Annotated in this window: 11 protein-coding genes; all 11 read right to left on the bottom strand. The window is 66.2% G+C overall.

The features are described 5' to 3' along the window. Positions 1 to 9: 9 nt before the first annotated feature. The 11 genes from ACOQPI_RS06965 to ACOQPI_RS06915 are packed head-to-tail and all read right to left on the bottom strand — an operon-like array spanning position 10 to position 15,088. A complete protein-coding gene (locus tag ACOQPI_RS06965; RefSeq protein ID WP_420618953.1) occupies positions 10 to 1,398 on the bottom strand; it encodes an amidohydrolase family protein in 1,389 nt (462 codons plus the stop codon). Then, complete coding sequence (locus ACOQPI_RS06960) at positions 1,395 to 2,507, bottom strand: methyltransferase (protein WP_420618952.1); 1,113 nt, start codon at positions 2,505 to 2,507, stop codon at positions 1,395 to 1,397. Before ACOQPI_RS06960 ends, ACOQPI_RS06965 begins: the two co-directional genes overlap by 4 nt. A 20-nt stretch (positions 2,508 to 2,527) precedes the next feature. Continuing rightward, entirely contained in the window at positions 2,528 to 3,562 is a 1,035-nt protein-coding gene (locus ACOQPI_RS06955; RefSeq protein ID WP_420618951.1) for a zinc-binding dehydrogenase, read from the bottom strand. 26 nt (positions 3,563 to 3,588) lie between these two features. Beyond that, positions 3,589 to 4,530, bottom strand: coding sequence for an ABC transporter permease (locus ACOQPI_RS06950; RefSeq protein WP_420618950.1), 942 nt, complete (start codon positions 4,528 to 4,530; stop codon positions 3,589 to 3,591). 48 nt (positions 4,531 to 4,578) lie between these two features. Then, complete coding sequence (locus ACOQPI_RS06945) at positions 4,579 to 5,670, bottom strand: ABC transporter permease (RefSeq protein WP_420618949.1); 1,092 nt, start codon at positions 5,668 to 5,670, stop codon at positions 4,579 to 4,581. Further along, complete coding sequence (locus ACOQPI_RS06940) at positions 5,667 to 7,319, bottom strand: ABC transporter ATP-binding protein (RefSeq protein WP_420618948.1); 1,653 nt, start codon at positions 7,317 to 7,319, stop codon at positions 5,667 to 5,669. The genes ACOQPI_RS06945 and ACOQPI_RS06940 overlap by 4 nt, the downstream gene beginning before the upstream one ends. Further along, positions 7,316 to 8,605: a hypothetical protein gene (locus tag ACOQPI_RS06935; protein ID WP_420618947.1), complete on the bottom strand. Its 1,290-nt coding sequence runs from the start codon at positions 8,603 to 8,605 to the stop codon at positions 7,316 to 7,318. The genes ACOQPI_RS06940 and ACOQPI_RS06935 overlap by 4 nt, the downstream gene beginning before the upstream one ends. Positions 8,606 to 8,655: 50 nt before the next feature. Then, positions 8,656 to 9,843 (bottom strand): aromatic ring-hydroxylating oxygenase subunit alpha, encoded by a 1,188-nt coding sequence (locus ACOQPI_RS06930; RefSeq protein ID WP_420618946.1) that lies wholly within the window; start codon positions 9,841 to 9,843, stop codon positions 8,656 to 8,658. A gap of 4 nt (positions 9,844 to 9,847) precedes the next feature. Further along, positions 9,848 to 11,347: a class I adenylate-forming enzyme family protein gene (locus ACOQPI_RS06925; RefSeq protein WP_420618945.1), complete on the bottom strand. Its 1,500-nt coding sequence runs from the start codon at positions 11,345 to 11,347 to the stop codon at positions 9,848 to 9,850. Further along, complete coding sequence (locus ACOQPI_RS06920) at positions 11,340 to 12,959, bottom strand: hydantoinase B/oxoprolinase family protein (RefSeq protein ID WP_420618944.1); 1,620 nt, start codon at positions 12,957 to 12,959, stop codon at positions 11,340 to 11,342. The genes ACOQPI_RS06925 and ACOQPI_RS06920 overlap by 8 nt, the downstream gene beginning before the upstream one ends. A 29-nt stretch (positions 12,960 to 12,988) precedes the next feature. Next, the gene (locus tag ACOQPI_RS06915; protein ID WP_420618943.1) at positions 12,989 to 15,088 is read right to left on the bottom strand and encodes a hydantoinase/oxoprolinase family protein; all 2,100 of its coding nucleotides are present in this window, start codon (positions 15,086 to 15,088) and stop codon (positions 12,989 to 12,991) included. Between the last annotated feature and the right edge of the window lie 11 nt (positions 15,089 to 15,099).

The raw sequence follows: 15,099 nt of genomic DNA, 5'->3' as shown, positions 1-15,099 counted from the left end.
ACTGACCGCCTACCAGATGGGGAACTTGGCTTTGTCGGGGAGGCCGGAGCGGGCCACCACCGCCTCGCCGGCCTGTTGGCAGCGGGCGTAAAAGTTGTCCTCGTCGATGGTGGTCATGCGGCCGGCCTCCACCACTTTCTGGCCGTCCACGAACACGGTGTGAACGCCCCGGCCGTCAGCTGACCAGACGAGCTGGTTCATCACATTGAGCAACGGCCGCCACTCGGGGCGGTCGGTGTCGTGCAGCACCACATCGGCCAGCTTGCCGGGCTCCAGCGAGCCGATCTCGTCTTGCATCAGCATGGTGCGGGCCCCGTCCAAGGTGGCCATCTCATAGGCCTTTTCGGCCGGGAACATCTGGGGATCCATGCGGGCGTCTTTGAACAGCCCGGCCACCAGGTAAGTGGCCCGCATCAGATCGGAGTAGTTGGAGGCGTTGTTGCCGTCGGTGCCCAGGCTCACGTTCGTCCCGGCGGTGACCATCTCGGGGATCTTGCCGATTTGGGTCACGCCGTAGCTCACCTTCAGCGCGGTGGTGGGACAGTGGACCACCGACGATCCGGCCTCGGCCAACAGGGCGATCTCCTGGTCGTCGACGTGGACACAGTGGGTGATGGCGGTGTCGTCGCCCAGCACGCCCAGTTCTCCCAGATGCACCATTGGGCGCTGGCCGAACGCCGCAATGAAGGTGTCGGGGTCCAACGAGGCCGGAGACATGTGGAAGCTAAGCCCCACGCCGTACTCGTCGGCGGTGGCCCGAGCGGCCTGCCACAAGGGGTCGGAGCAGGTGGTGTGGCCCACCACCATCGACCACGCCCCCAACCGCCCGCCGGCAGTGCCTTGGAACCGCTCGACGGTGTCGCGCAAGTTGGCGATGGCCTCGTCGGTGTCTTGGCGGTACACGCTGGGCTCGGGGGGCAGATCCCATACCCACTTGCCGATCCGGCCCCGGATGCCGGACTCGACCAGGCCGTCCATCACCTCGTCGACAAACCGAATGGTGCCCGCCTCCAAGAAGCAGGTGGTGCCCGACTTGAGCATCTCCACCGCGGCCAGCTGCCCCGACAGGCGCTCCTCCTCATCGGTGTATACCGAATAGAGCGGGCACAGCCACTGGAACACGTTCTCCTCAAACGGGGTGTCGTCGGGCACATAACCCCGGGTGAGGGGCTCACCGGTGATGTGGATGTGGGTGTTGACCAGCCCCGGCGTGATCACGAATCGGTCACCGCCCACCGTCTCCGCGGCCTGATAGCGGGCCTCGAGGTCGGACGCTTTGCCTACATCGACTATCTGGTTGCCTCTGATGGCCACCGCTCCGTTTCTGATGATGTCGCGGGTTGGGTTCATGGTTACCACGTACCAGCCCTTGATGAGGGTGTCGATCTGTTCGGTCATTGTGCTCCTTCTGAGGGTCGGCGGGGCTTGGCCGCGGTGTAGGCGTATTGGTGGCCGATGGGCTCTATTAGGCGGAGATGCTCGAAACCAGCGTCGCTGAGCCAATCGGCGACCTGCGACGCAGTGATGGGGAAGCCGTGGACGGTGCTGGCCATCATGGTCATGCCCATGAGCGTGCTGTGGGGGGTCCATTGTGGTTCGGGGGCTACGAAGTAGTCGGCCAGTAGGAGTCTTCCTTCGGGGCGCAGCGCTTCCCATGCTCTAGCGATAAGACGTTGAGCGCCTGCGGGGCCCTCGGTGCGGCAGACGTGGCCCAGCACTGCGATGTCGTAGGCCTCGGGTTCGATGTCGATGGTGTGGAAGTTGCCGGGACGGAAATCGCAGCGGTCGGCTACGCCGTGTTCGGCGGTGGTTTGGCGGGCTATCTCGATCACTCCGTCGAGGTCGTTGATCACCGCGGTGGCTTCAGGGCATGCCTTGAGCACGGCGATGGCCCACGGGGCGCCGCCTGCCCCCAAGTCGAGCACTCGGGGCGCGGCTATGGCGCTGTAGCGCAGTTGAAGATCGGCCCTGGTAGCGGCTCGGAGCATCGTCGTAAAGGTGCCCTCCACCAGAGGGCGGTAGAACTCGGCCGGGTCGTCGTCAATGGGCTCTGCGGGACGGCCAGCCCGGATGGTTTCGGCCAGTCGCGACCAATTGTCCAGCGGGCCGGGGGCCACCGGCACAAGCGAGGCCATCGACGCCGCTCCGTCGCTTGTCAGATAGCGGGCGGCGGTGTCGTTCAGGCCGTAGCGGCCGCCAACTCGCTCTAGCAGGCCGAGCACCGCTAGGGAGTCGAGCAGCGCCTCCAGGTGGGGGGCCGACAATCCCAGTCCGTCGGCCAGATCGGGCGCGGTCACTTCCAGTGGAATGCCGGGGCCGGCCCCTCGGTCGGCAAGAGCGTCGAACACCCCCAGTTCCAGGGCGGCAACCAGCACATGGAATGATCCGAACCCGCCGATCACCGCCCACACCGGGGCCGAAGGAGGGGGCTTGTAGTCGGTCCAGGGGCGGCCCACCCGCTCAGGGACGTGGGACTTCTTCAGCTCGGGATACGGGGAATCAGCCACTCGTTCTCCCGAAATCCATGTCAGGGCTTGAGCAGGATTTTGCCGAAGAAGTCGCTGGCCAGCATCTTGGCCTGGGCGTCGGCCGCATCGGCCAAGTCGAATACCGAGTCGACGGCGGAGGTGAAACCGCCGCCGCAAAACGTCTCCCATGCCGGGCCGAACTCCTCGGGGCGGTAGGGGTCGGACCCTAGGATTTTGATTCCGGAGTGGAACACGTAGCCCAGCGACGGGATGACCGCCTCGTCGCCGGAGGAGTTGCCACAGTTCACCAGCCGCCCGCCGATGCCCAAAGCGAACAGCGACGGGCCGAACAGGGCAGTGCCCACATGGTCGAACACCATGTCCACCCCCGCGCCGGCGGTCAGCTCTCGAGCCCATCCAGCCACGTCGCCGGTTCGGTTGTTGAGCGTGTGGGATGCCCCCAGCTCCAACGCCCGCTGGCACTTCTCGTCGGTGCCCGCGGTGGCCAGCACGGTGGCCCCGGCGTTCACGGCGAATTGGATACCGGCCACCGATACCCCCGATCCGGCGGCGTGGATCATCACCGTCTCTCCTGCGGTGAGCCCACCCACATCGAACAGGGCGTGGGCTGCGGTGAGGTAGCAGGTGGGAAAGGTGGCCGCCGCCTCCAACGACATGGCGTGGGGCACAGGGTAGACATGCGAGGCCGGCACCAGGCACCGCTCGGCGTATCCGCCGTCAACTGTGGCACCGATGATGCCCAGTTCCCCGTAGAGGTCGCCCCGGCCCCCCAACTTGGAGCGGTCGTCAACCCCGGCCAGCGATGGGTCCACTACCACTCGGTCGCCAACGGCCACCCCGTCGACCTCGGCACCCACTTCCGAGACCACCCCGGCCACGTCCATGCCGGCGATGTGGGGCAAAGTGAAACCGGGCATGGTGAACCAGCCGTTGCGTTGCACCACGTCGAGCCGGTTGAGCGCGGTGGCTACCACATCCACTACCACGTCCACCGGACCGGGCTCGGGATCGGGCACCTCCTCGAAGCGGAGCACCTCAGGACCGCCGGGCTCGTGATATCGCATCGCCTTCATTGCCGCTCCCCTTCGTCTCAGCCCGACTATTTCAGACCGCGGATGAAGGGTTGAGCCAAAGCGGCGGGTGGCCTCACCCGCCGGGCGAAGATGGCCATGGCCCCGATGGTCACCAGATAGGGCAGGGCCTGCAACAGCTCGGTGTTGAGCTCGTAACCCAGCCCTTGTAGCGACAGCTGGAACGACAGGGCTCCGGCGAACAGAACGCAACCCCCCATGGTGCCCCACAGCGTCCAACCGCCGAATATCACCGCGGCGATGGCGATGAACCCTTGGCCGCCGATCACGGAGTCGTCGAAGGTGGCCAGACGGGCAAACAGGAAGTAGGCCCCGCCCAGCCCGGAGGTCAGTCCGGCGTAGTAGATGGACTGGCGGCGGCGGCGGTTCACGTCGATGCCGCTCACGTCGGCCGACTGGGGGTTCTCACCTGCGGCCCGAAGCTCCAGTCCCCAGCGAGTTCGGTATACCAACCACCACGACAGCGGCACGAGCCCGTACAGCAGATAGAACGGCCACGGCTCTCCGAACAGCGCCTCGCCGAACAAGGGAATGTCCACCAGGATGGGGATTTCCACCTCAGAGGCATAGTCGGCTCGAGGATCGATCTCCCGGTCCAAGAACCCGGTGAGGCCCACAACCAGGATGTTGAGGGTGAGGCCGACCACGAATTGGTCGGCGGTAAGGCGATGACTCATCTCGGCCTGCACAACCGCGATGATCAATCCGCCGATCGCTCCGAGCACCAAGCCCACCGCCACCGATTCGGCCAGGTGATAGCCAAGGGCCCCAGCAAAGGCCCCGCTCAGCAGCATCCCCTCCACCGAGATGTTCAGCGTCCCGGATCGCTCGGCCACCCATTCCCCGGTAGCGGCAAAGGCCAGCAGCGCGGCAAACAGCGCGCCGTTGATGTAGGTGGACTCGCTCGAGAGCACATCGCCCACCGCGGAGAAGAAGTCGATCAGCACCATGGATCGCCCTCCCTGTCAACAAACGGCGTTTCTTCGATCACCACGCCATCACACCCTCTCCGTAGCCGCGGCCCGGGCCCGGCGCCGATCCCGCAGGAAGACCACCGCGGGAGGAACCAACAGGGCCAGCACCAACAGCCCCTGCACTACGTCGGTGATGCGGCTCTCCACCCCAGTGCTGTTCACGAAGCCCGCCCCAGTGCGCAGCATGGCGAACACGAATGCGGCCACCACCGCGGGAAGCGCCCGCTCCCGGGCCATCAGGGCCACCAAGAGGCCGGTCCAGCCGATGTTGTCGGAGAAGCCGGGCACCAGCCGGTAGTTGCCGAAAGAGAATCCCCCACCGGCGAACATGGCCGCCCCGGCCAGACCGGCGAAGGCCCCGCCGATGGCCAGCGCGGTAGCGCCATAGACGGTGGACGACACGCCTGATCGTTGGGCAGCCCGGGGATTGTGGCCCAGCATCCTCAGCCGAAACCCCCATACTGTGCGGGCCAGCACGTAGGCCACCGCCAAGGCCAGCGCCAACGCCACATAGACGGTGATGGGGAACTCATTGCCGAATATGTCGGGGCGGGGAATCCGGTTGGTTTTGGCTAGCTGCTCGCTCACCAGGTTGCGATTGCCTCGGCTGGCCTCGTCGGCCAACAGCAGCCATTGCCACTTCAAGCCGTAGCCCACCGCCTGTAGGGCCACGAACACCAACAACAAGGTGCTCAGTACCTCGGGCACCCCCCGCCAATAGCGCAGCAGCCCGGCCGCCGATGCCCACACCGCCCCGCCCAACGCGCCGAACAGCAACAACAGCACCACGTTCAGCGGGCCGGGGCCGCCGATGCGGAAACTGAAGTACACCGCAAACGCCGCTCCCATGAGCAGTTGGCCCTCTTGGCCGATGTTGATCAGTCCGGCTTTGGCCGAAATCACCGTTCCCAACGCCACCAACAGCAGGGGTGCGGCCACTCCCAGGGTCTCCCCCCAGCGCCCGGGCGCCTTGATGCTGCCATCCACCAACGCCTCAAGCACCGGCCACCAGTCACCGCCGGTGGCCTCCACGATCACGCTGGAAATGGCCAGGGCCACAACGATGCTGAGGGCATACAACACCACCCACTCAGCTAAGCGAGCTCCCCGGGTCATGCTTCGCTGCCGCCCATCAGCAGACCCAGGGTTTCAAGGTTGGCGTCGTCGTGGGAGAGTTCGCCCACGATCCGGCCCCGGGACATGACCACGATCCGGTCGGCCAATTCCAAGATCTCCTCTAGCTCGCTGGAGATCAGCAGCACGGCCACACCGTCGACCGCCGTCTGGCGCAGCCGATCGGTCATGTACTCGATGGCCCCCACGTCCAACCCCCGGGTGGGCTGGGCGGCCACCAGTACATCGGGCTCGGCGGCCAGCTCCCGGGCCAGTACCACCCGCTGCTGGTTGCCGCCCGACAGTGACCACAGCGGGGCGTCGGGTCCAGAGCAGCCGATGTCGAATTCGCTGATCATCTGCTCGGCTATCTCAGTTGCCCGGCCCTTGTCCATAACACCGTGGCGAGCCACCCGGTAGGGGTCCACCATGAGCAGGTTTTCGGCCACCGTCATGTCCAAGACCACACCGGAGTCGTGCCGGTCTTCAGGAATCACCGCCACCCCCGCCTTGGCCATGGCACCCGGTGAGCCGGTGGGCACTTCCGCGTCGTTCACCACCACCCGTCCAGCGTTCAGCGGAACGAGGCTGGACAGCAGATCGCCCAGGGTCCGCTGACCGTTTCCCTCCACGCCGGCCACGCCCACGATCTCGCCTGCTCGAAGGTCGAGGCTGATGTCATCCAGCAGCCGCGCCCCTCCCCGACCCTTCACCGTGACACCTTCAATCCGCAGCACCGGCCCATTCGATGGCGTCGTCTCTGCGGATTGGCTGTGTTCAGCACCGATATCGGACTCCCGCTCGGCCTCCTGGAATTCTGCGAGGGTGCCCGAATCGGCTGCCTCCTCGATATCGGCGATGCCGAAGGCGGCCCGCTCCGAGCGCAGCGACACTTCCCGACCCACCATGGCTCGGGCCAAGCTGCGGGCATCGGCCTCGCCAGTGGGTCTGCGGTCCACTACCCGTCCCTGGCGCATGATGGTGATCTCGTCGGTGGCGTGCAGCACCTCATCGAGTTTGTGGCTGACCAGCACCACCGCCCGGCCTTCCGCGGCAACTACTTCTCGTAGCGTGCTGAAAAGCTGCTCCGACTCCTCAGGGGTGAGCACCGAGGTGGGCTCGTCGAACACGAGGATGTGGGGGTCGCGGCGTAAGCACTTGATGATCTCCACCCGTTGGCGCAGTCCGGCGGTGAGGTCGCCCACCCGGGCATCGGGATCAATCTCCAGGCCGTATTGACGGCTGATGGCCGCCACGCGATCGCGCACCCCTGCCGACTTCAGCCGCCCCTCCTCACCGAGGGCGACGTTCTCCCACACGGAGAGCTGGTCCACCAGGCTGAAGTGCTGGTGAACCATGGCGATGCCTAGGGCGGCCGCGGCCAGAGGGTCATGGATGGTGCGGGGCTGGCCGTCGATGCGAATTGAACCCGCATCGGGCAGCACCAGCCCGATGAGCACCTTCATCAGGGTCGACTTGCCGGCCCCGTTCTCGCCCAGGATTCCGTGGACGCGGCCTCGATGCAGGGTTAGGTCAACCTGATCGCAGGCGACGATCCCCCCGAAGCGCTTGGTTATCCCGGTGAGCTCGACCGCAGGCGCCGAGGGGTCAGGCCCCCCGGCGCCTGTCATTTCGGTCGTTGCGTCCGTCACCCGCCGCCGTAGGCCTCGCCGGAGATTCCGCCGAGCACGCCGAGCAACTCGCCATCGGTGGCGACAGCCTCAAAGGCATCGGCCAGCAGCGCCTCAGCCTCTGCCGACGGGTCGCACAGCTCGCCGCCATTGAGACCTTGCAGGGTCGGGAACTGGAAGGTAGAGCCTTCGGTCAAGTCTCCAGAGATGATGCGCGGCAGGGCTTGCTGGGCATAGCGCCCGCCATCGAACACGATGGAGCCGGTCCACGCAATCCCGTCGTCGCGGGAGCAAATGTCGGCAGGACCAGCGGCGAACACCGCGATCCCCTCATCGGTGGCCAACTGGCCGACCGGGTTCAGCGCGCCGCCCAGATAGGCATAGGCCAGGGTGGCCCCTTCGGCAATGGCATTGGTGAGCGCCGCAGTGGCGTTGGCCGAGTTGTCGAAATCGAACGCGAAGGCGCCGGTGGCGACGTATTCCATGGTGAACGACGGATCCACTGATTGAAGGCCGTACACCGTGGCGTTGTAGGCCTCCTTCTCGAAGCCGAGATCGCAGCAGCCCAGGAATACGGCGGTGTCGCCGCCATGGTCCTGCAACGCCGCACCCATTGCAACGCCCGCGGTGTAGTGGATGGGCGAACCCCAGTCGGTGGCTTGGGCCAGACCGGGGATCTCCGGGAACCCGGCCCCGCAGTTGCAGTACCAGAAGATGTCGGGATACTGCTCTGTGAGGTCGGCCAGCGGCTCGGCGATCTCACTGGCGCCCACCAAGATCACATCCACGCCCTGGGCGGCCAGATCGGACATGGCCTGGGCCGCCTCGGCTGCGCCGATGCTGTCGCTCACGATGGGCGGGGCGAACCCGCTCGCCTCCGAGAACTCTTCGGCGAAGTCCACCAGCGCCTGGTAGTAGCCCTGGTCGTCGCGAGGGCCAGCCGCGGCCACGCCGATAGTGAGGGTGCCGTCGCCGTTGGCGTCGAAGGTGTCCAGCAGCGCTTGCAGCTCCATGTCCATTGGCGGCTCAGTGGGCTCCGGTTCGGGCTCGGGCTCATCGTCCATTGGCTCCGGCTCCGGCTCAGGCTCATCGTCCATCGGCTCGGGCTCATCGTCCATCGGCTCGGGCTCTGGCTCGGGCTCGTCGTCCATTGGCTCCGGTTCGGGATCAGGCGCAGGTGCCTCTACGGCTGCGCCGCCGTCGTCATCGTCGTCGTTGCCGCAGCCGGCAGCCACTAGGGCCAGCACCGACAACAGCGCGGCCAGCAGCATCAGTAGCCGAAGTCGGCCATCAATTCTCTTGGTCATGGATTCCCCTCCTGTATGGGCGATCTGTTTCGGTCACATCAGGGCCTTAATCATGCCCCGTCAGAAGACTCTGTGCTCATTGGCCAGTGCTGGCGGTAGCGCTGCACGAGCCAGCGGTTGAATTGAACGTGGGTTTCCTCCTGCCAGGAGTACCGTCCCCGCACGGCGAAGCGGGACCGCAGGCCTCGCTGAACCTTGGTGGTGGCGTCTTGATCTTGGGCCACGAACACCTGCACCCCCTCGTCGCTGGCTTGGAAGAGGTGGTCGAACATGGGGTGCTCCAGCGCGCTGGGGTGCAGCAGGTAGCCGATCTCCACATCGATGGTCTCGGCCGATTTAGGTCGCACGATGAAGAAGAATGCCTGGTCGGGGGCGGTGCCGAAGCACAGGGTGGGCGGAATCAAGGCGAACGTCGACCGCCACCGCTCCTCTTCGGTGAGCTGGGGGAACACCGGAAGCAAAGCCTTGCGGGTGGCGTTGAAACCGCCGTCGATGTGGGTGTAGCCGTTCTCCCTAAAGATCACGTTGGAGTCGTCCGACCACGGCACCGGGAACCGGGCCATCTCTGAGGGACAGAAGTCTTGGATCACCTGATGGAGCCGGTTGGCGTGGTAGCCGTCGTTGAAGTTCTCGAACATGACCTTCCAGTTCCAGGGCAGGTCTTCGAGCGTGAAGGTGCCCGGGCAAACACAGTTGTCGAGTTCGTAGTTGGTGAGGTACGACTCGTACCGCTCCAGGGTGGGGGCCAGGGGCTGAGCATCGGAGTCGAAATTGACGAATATGAACCCGTGCCACAGCTCAACCGCCAGATTGGGCAGGCCCCAGTCGTCGTTGTCGAAGCCCTCGGTTTGATCCATAGCCGGGGCGCCCATCAATCGGCCGTCCAACCGGTAATTCCAGTGGTGGTACGGGCACCGGAAGGAGCGGCTGTTGCCTTCCCCCTCCACCACCTGCATGCCGCGGTGGCGGCAGATGGCTGAGAACGCCGCGATGCTGCCGTCCCGCTGTCGGGCCACGATCACTGGTTCGGTGCTTACCGTGGTGGTGAACCAGTCGCCCGTTTCGGGAATGCGGCTGGCCACCCCCACGCAGCACCACTCGTGCTCGAACAGCGCCTGGCGCTCGAAGGCCAGGAACTCCTCGGAGGTGTAGATCTCGGGAGGAAGGGTTACCGCAGTGGCTACATCGGTGATGGAGTCGTCGAACGAGGCCAGTAAATCGCTGGTCAACATGGTCATGTGGTCACCCCCTTGTCGCCTCTGCCTCTTGTCGCAGTAGGAATTTACGAATCTTGCCGACGCTGGTGCGAGGCAGCTCATCCATCAGAGTAAACGACCGGGGCAACTTGGCCTTGGCCAGCCGCTCTTGGCACCACGCCAACAGTTCGCCGTCGGATGGAGGTACGGCTGAGTCGGCCAGTACCACAAAAGCCACCGGCACCTCGTCGCGCACCGGGTCAGGCGCCCCCACCACCGCAGCCTCCAATACCGCGGGGTGGCTGGCCAGCACCGACTCCACCTCCACGATGGACACGTTCTCCCCCGCCACCTTGAGCACTTCGGAATGGCGGCCGTCGAAGTAGTGGCGGCCGTCATCTTCGAGACGGGCCCGATCGCCGGTGCGGAACCAGCCGTCGTCGGTAAACGAGGCTGCGGTGGTGACTGGGTCGTCCAGGTAGCCGGCGAACAGCGTCGATCCGGGCTCTCCCCCGACCAGCACCTCGCCGTCGCGCACGATGACCTGGCAGCCGGGGGTGACCTGGCCCATGGACGACGGCAAGGGATTGTCAGCAGGCTCGGTGAGCACGGCGGGGATGGTCTCGGTCATGCCATAGAGCTGGCGGGGCCGGCAGCCGAACCAGGTGGCCAGGGTTTCGTACTGGTCATCGGCGATGTTTTGGGCGTACCAGCAGTGGCGCAGGCCCACACCATTGACCGGAGCGCCCCGGGCCAGGATCATCCGCATCGGGGCGGCGAACAGGCTGGCGCAGGTGGCCCGATGGCGGGCGGCTTGGGGCAAGAAGCCGCTGGCCGAGAATGAAGGCATCAGGGCCACCGATGCTCCGGTCCAGATGGCTGAGGCGAAGGAGTAGTACTGGGCGTTGGCGTGGAACAGGGGCAGCACCACTAACTGGCGGTCGTTGGGGGCCAAATCGGCCCGCTCGGCCATGACCTGTCCGCAAAAGGCGTAGTTGGCCTGGGTGATCTCCACCCCCTTGGGGCGCCCGGTGGTTCCCGAGGTGAACATCACCGCCGCCCGGTCCCCAGGATCCACTGCGGGCCAGTCCACACGAGCGGTTCCGGTGAGCGCGTCGAGATTGCCGGCGGCCTCATCCACCTCGGTAATGGCCAATCCGGGATTGCCCGCCGCGGCCTGGCGGTAGACCTCAGCCCGGTCGGTGGCGCAAAAGCCCGCCTTAGGCTTCGTGCGCTCGATGTGGTCGGCCAGTTCCGGCACCTTGCCCATGGGGTCGGACGGCACAATCCACGCCCCCAGCCGGTTGGCGGCCAGCCAAAGGGCCACGAACGCCGGGGTGTTGGTCAGCGCTAGATGGACCGAATCTCCCGGGGCCACGCCCCGCTGAATCAACCCGGCTGCAACATCGCCGATGGCAGCATCGAACTGCTCGTAGGTCCAGGATTCGGTAAACCCATTAGGCCGCTCGAAGATCAAGAAGACGGCATCGCCACCCCGCTCGACCGTCCGTTGCCAAACGGACGAGAACGTGACCGGTTCAGCCATCGGGCGCTTCGGGCACCCCGTAGCCCCCGCCGCCAGGTAATTCGAGGCGCACCACATCATCGGGGTCGAGGGTGATGCGGCTCTGGGTGGTGACAGGCTCCCCGTTGACTTGGAATGAGCCCGCTTCTCCAGCGCCGCCGCCGAATATGCCCTGGGGCGGGTCAGACAAGCGGCTGGTGACGGCGTTGAGCAGCCATGGGCGGGAGGTGTCCACGCTGAACTCGATGGTCTGGCCCTTGCCGCCCGGCTGGGCCCCCGGTCCCTCAGAGCCGGGACGCAACGCCTTTCGGGTGAAGCGCACCGGCGCAGATGCCTCCACCACCTCGATGGGCACCGCGCTCACCCCGGTGGGATAGGAACAGGCGTCCAAGCCCGGCTTGGAGGCCCGGGCACCCACCCCTCCGGCATAGGTGAACATTGCGGTGATGAACGGGGTGCCGTCGTCGTGGTTGCCGCTCACCTGCATGGTCCACACCGCACCCGCTCCCTCGGCCATGGACTCCTCGGGCTTGACTTGGGCCAGGGCCTTGAGCAGGGCGTTCGGCAAGAACATCCCCACCACATGGCGGGCGGTGCCCGGCTGGGGCAGCACTGCATTCACGATGGACCCCTCGGGGGCGGCCATCTTGATTGGGGCCAGGCTGCCGTGGTTGTTAGGGATCTCGGGGTTCAGCACCGAGCGCACGGTGAACGTGGTGTAAGCGTGGGTGTAGTTGCGGACCACGTTGATGCCCCACGGGCTGGCCTCCGACGTGCCGGCGTAGTCCACCATGATCTCGCCGGCATCGGGGTCCACCCGCAATGAGCACACGATGTCGATGCGGCTGCCGTCGGCCAGATCCAACACTGCATCGGCTTGATACTCACCGGCGGGCAACTCGGCGATGCTGGCCCGGGTGGCCGCCTCGGATCGGTCGATGATCTCGTCGGCCAGTTCCTCGATGTCGTCGAGGTCGTAGGCGTCGCAGAGGGAGGCCAGCCGCTGGGCACCCACCTCCCCCGATGCCATCTGGGCATGCAGGTCGCCGGCCATGTGGTCGGGCTGGCGGACATTGGACAAGATGAACTTCCACACATCGTCGTTGCGCTCGCTGCGCCTCATGAGCTTGCAGATCGGGATCCACAGGCCCTCTTCAAAGCAGTCCCGGGCCCCCGCCCCGATGCCGTAGCCCCCCACATCGGTGTGGTGGATGGTGGAGCCGAAGTAGGCGATGGGCACGGGGTCGCCCCCGGCAGCCGGCGCGCGCCACACCGGAACCAGCACGGTCACGTCCAGCAACTGGCCTGCGGTGAGGTAGGGGTCGTTGGTAACCAGCACGTCGCCGGGCTCGAGCGCCTCGGGGGGGAATTCGTCCAGCATGTTGGCCGCGCCGATGGCCAGGGAGTTGATGTGACCGGGAGTGCCGGTTACCGCCTGGGCCACCATCCGGCCTCGCTTGTCGAATACTGCGTTGGCCAAGTCGCCGGCCTCACGCACGATGGGGCTGAATGCGGCCCGCTGGAGCGCTCGGGCCTGCTCGTTCACCACCGAGATGAGTGACTGCCACAGGATTTCCAGTTGAATAGGGTCGTAGGAGGAGGCCTCCTTAGGACTTGTCTTGATTTGGGTCATAGAACTGCTCTGGTTTCTCGCTGAGATCGTCATTTTTGAGTCGGTATTTGACCGCGAACCGCGACGAGACAAGCGTCGTAGGAAACCGATACCTCCCATCCGGGACGAATGATCGACGTCGTCTCCCGCTCCTCCACCAGGGCCGGGCCGGCAAAGGACATGCCGACCGCCAGATCGGCCCGTCGGTAGACCGGAACTTTGATCGCGTCTTCCTCTCGGCCGAATACCGCGGTACGGGTGGATACCGGCTCGGGAGAGCGGTCGGCGGCGGTTGGCGGCAATTCGGAATCAGCGATCTCGGCCGGGTCGGCTCTGGCCGACAGGCGCCAGGTGACCACTTCGATAGGCACGTCGTCGATCGTCATGCCGTAGATGCGGCGGTATTCGGCCTCGAACGCCCCCACCACGTCGGCGTCAGCGGCCTCCCAGGCGTCCCCTTCTCCCACCCAGACGGTGATCTCATTGCCTTGGCCGGCGTAGCGGGCATCGATGCCGTAGCGGAATCTGATGTCGGCCTCGGGCACGCCAGCGCTGAGCAGCACCCGGCGGCCTTCTTCCCGGAGCTCGTCCAGCAGACCGTCCCGCTCCGAGGCTGCCACCTCGGCCAGCTTCACCGGCATGGAGCGAGCCAGGTCGATGCGCACCGGCGACACCAGGGTCCCGAACGCCGACAGCACGCTGGCGTTGACCGGGAACACCACCCGATCCGAGTCCAGCAGCTCGGCTACCCGGCAGGCGTGGGGCGGCCCGGCCCCTCCGAAAGCCAGCACGGTGACCCCCCGCAGATCCACCCCTCGCTCCACCGCGTGCATGCGGGCGGCGGAGGCCATGTTCTGGCTGACCACCTCGTACATCCCCGCCGCGGTGTCGGTGATCGAGAGCCCCAGACCGTCGGCCAATGACTCGACGGCGGACTGCGCCAGCCCGGCATCCAAAGGCATGTCGCCACCCAGGAAGGCATCGGGGTCTAGCAGGCCCAACACCACGTCGGCGTCGGTCACCGCCGGTTGATCGCCGCCCTGGCCGTAGCACGCCGGACCAGGATCGGCCCCCGACGACTCAGGACCCACCTTGAGCAGGCCGAACTGGTCGAGGTGGGCCAGGCTGCCGCCCCCCGCGCCGATCTCCACCAAGTCGACCGAGGGCACCGACACCGGAAAGCCCGACCCCTTCTTGAACCGGTACCGCCGGGCCACCTCGAAGGTGTTGGTGAGCGCCGGCTCTCCTTCCTCCACCAGGGTGGCCTTGGCGGTCGTGCCCCCCATGTCGAAGGCCAGCAATCTCTCCTCCCCCATGCGGCGGGCAAACCACCGGGCGGCCAGAGCGCCGGCGGCCGGCCCAGATTCCACCAGCCGGATCGGAGCGGCAGCCGCGTCATCGGCCGACACCACCCCGCCATTAGACAGCATCATCAGCACCGAACCGCCGAAGCCCTCGGCCGACAGCCACTTCTGAAGCTCATCCAGATATGGCCCAATGATGGGCATGGTTGCCGCGTTGCAGGCCGCGGTGATCATGCGGGGGTACTCCCTGATCTGGGGCGAGATGTCGGCCGAGGCGCACACTGGCACTCCCAGCTCCCGGCGCAGCTCATCAGCCAGCAGCCGCTCGTTGGCCGGGTTGACGTATGAGTTGAGCAGGCAAACCGCTACCGATTCGACGCCGGCCGCCTCCAGCTCTCGCACCAGCGCGGCCATGCTGGCCGCCGACGGCACCACCAGCACCTCCCCGGTGGCAGCGATGCGCTCGTCGATCTCGAAGGTGAGCTCCCGGCTGATGGGCGGATCGGGAAACTCGATCTGGAGGTCGTACATGTCGTAGCGGTGCTCGTCGCGGATCAACAGGGTGTCGCCGAAACCGGTGGTGGTAACCAGGGCGGCCCTGCCCGTCTTGTTCTCGATGAGGGCGTTGGTGATCAGCGTGGTGGCGTGGACGATGGGAGCAGTGATCTCACCGGGAGCCACCTCAGCTCGCCGCAAGAGCTGGCCCACCGCGGCCTGCACCCCTTCGAGGGGGGCGGCCGGAGTGGTGAGGGCCTTATTGACGGTTACCTCCCCGCTGGCGGCGTCCAACAGCACCGCGTCGGTGAATGTGCCCCCGATGTCAACCGCCAGCCGCCAGTCGGACATGGGCTAGCTCT

The organism is Candidatus Poriferisocius sp. (assembly GCF_965219815.1).
Classification (GTDB): Bacteria; Actinomycetota; Acidimicrobiia; order Acidimicrobiales; family Bin134; genus Poriferisocius.
Note: the sequence above shows the minus strand (reverse complement) of the source record. Positions and strands in the feature narration are given on the sequence as shown.

What these genes read in the sequence shown, in the direction of transcription:
- ACOQPI_RS06965 (WP_420618953.1), bottom strand. Translation starts at nt 1,398, where the DNA reads ATGACCGAACAGATCGACACCCTCATCAAGGGCTGGTACGTGGTAACC.
- ACOQPI_RS06955 (WP_420618951.1), bottom strand. Translation starts at nt 3,562, where the DNA reads ATGAAGGCGATGCGATATCACGAGCCCGGCGGTCCTGAGGTGCTCCGC.
- ACOQPI_RS06950 (WP_420618950.1), bottom strand. Translation starts at nt 4,530, where the DNA reads ATGGTGCTGATCGACTTCTTCTCCGCGGTGGGCGATGTGCTCTCGAGC.
- ACOQPI_RS06945 (WP_420618949.1), bottom strand. Translation starts at nt 5,670, where the DNA reads ATGACCCGGGGAGCTCGCTTAGCTGAGTGGGTGGTGTTGTATGCCCTC.
- ACOQPI_RS06935 (WP_420618947.1), bottom strand. Translation starts at nt 8,605, where the DNA reads ATGACCAAGAGAATTGATGGCCGACTTCGGCTACTGATGCTGCTGGCC.
- ACOQPI_RS06930 (WP_420618946.1), bottom strand. Translation starts at nt 9,843, where the DNA reads ATGACCATGTTGACCAGCGATTTACTGGCCTCGTTCGACGACTCCATC.
- ACOQPI_RS06925 (WP_420618945.1), bottom strand. Translation starts at nt 11,347, where the DNA reads ATGGCTGAACCGGTCACGTTCTCGTCCGTTTGGCAACGGACGGTCGAG.
- ACOQPI_RS06920 (WP_420618944.1), bottom strand. Translation starts at nt 12,959, where the DNA reads ATGACCCAAATCAAGACAAGTCCTAAGGAGGCCTCCTCCTACGACCCT.
- ACOQPI_RS06915 (WP_420618943.1), bottom strand. Translation starts at nt 15,088, where the DNA reads ATGTCCGACTGGCGGCTGGCGGTTGACATCGGGGGCACATTCACCGAC.